The organism is Streptomyces sp. NPDC004752 (assembly GCF_053601275.1).
In genome coordinates this window covers 1-1,206 of record NZ_JBSGBN010000309.1, presented here as the reverse complement: position 1 = coordinate 1,206, position 1,206 = coordinate 1, and the positions used below count along the sequence as shown (strand labels likewise).

General features: G+C 70.9%; 1 protein-coding gene. It reads right to left on the bottom strand.

The annotated features are described in order from the left end of the window. Positions 1 to 277: 277 nt before the first annotated feature. The gene (locus ACWEKM_RS46585; protein WP_451627374.1) at positions 278 to 1,168 is read right to left on the bottom strand and encodes an ABC transporter permease; all 891 of its coding nucleotides are present in this window, start codon (positions 1,166 to 1,168) and stop codon (positions 278 to 280) included. Positions 1,169 to 1,206 lie beyond the last annotated feature (38 nt).

The window sequence follows — 1,206 nt, the reverse complement described above, 5'->3', positions numbered from 1 at the left end:
GAGCAGGGGGCACCCCCACTCGCCGCACCGGGCGCAGGCCCAAGTACGTCCAGTACGAGGGCCTGCACCCGGCACGCCGAGAGCACGCTCCCCCAGGCTCTCGGCTCCGCTTGAGCAGGGGGGACCCCCACGACGCCGCTCCTTGACGGGCAAACGTCACCTGCCGGGGCACCAGGCCCCTTCGGGCGACGACGGGAAGGTGACGACAGGCCCAAGGCGACGACAGGCCCTGGTCCCCTTCGGGGCGCCGCCGAGTTCGGGGCGCCGCCGACCGGGGTCAGACGTCGCGCTTCTCCAGCAGCAGGCAGGCCGCGCCGAACGCGACGGCCGTCACGCCCAGGGCGATCCACAGCGGTTCCCAGCCCGACGGGCCGGAATCGCTCAGCGAGTTGGAGTAGAAGACGCTCAGTTGGTTCGGGATCGAGTACTCGAACAGTGCCTCGCGCACCGTGTTCAGCGACTCCGAGAACATGAACAGCGCGATCACCAGCGGCGCGAGCAGGGCTCCGATCATGATGGTGATCGCGCCCGCCGAGTGCCGGATCAGCGAGCCGACGACGAGCGAGAGCAGCCCGAGCAGCGCGATGTACAGGCTGACGCCCACCGTGCCCTTCAGCCACTCCCCGCCGGACGGGGTCCGGGCGCCGGGCGTGCCGTCCAGCATGGACGTCTGGGCGAGGGCGACGAGGGAGGTGGCCACCAGCGTGACGACGAAGGCGACGACGAAGAACACGATCGCCTTCGCGGCCAGCACGCGCACCCGCGAGGGGCAGGCCGTCATCGTCGTACGGATCATGCCGGTGCCGTACTCCGACGCCGTGGTCAGCACGCCCAGCGTGATGATGCACATGCTGCCGAGCAGCAGTCCGAAGAAGCCGAGGGCCAGCGGGTTCTCGCCGGACATCTCCGTGGACGAGTCGCTGACCACCGCGCCCGCGAGCAGGCCGATGCCGACCACGAGGAGGACGAACACGCCGAGCGTCCACATCGTGGAGCGCACCGACTTGATCTTCGTCCACTCGGAGGCGATCGCATGCCCGAGATGGGTGCGCACCACCGGAATCGGCGAGGTGTAGCCGGGGAACGAGCCGCCCGGCGCCGACTGCCAGCCGGTCGCGGCCACGGCTGCCTGGGGTGCCTGGGGCATCGGAGGCTGGGGGGTGCTCATCGGGCGTCCTCGGGCTTGGTCGGGTCGGCGGACACGGG

Bases quoted from the DNA above. Each gene is read 5' to 3' on its own strand.
- ACWEKM_RS46585 (WP_451627374.1), bottom strand. From the start codon at position 1,168: ATGAGCACCCCCCAGCCTCCGATGCCCCAGGCACCCCAGGCAGCCGTG.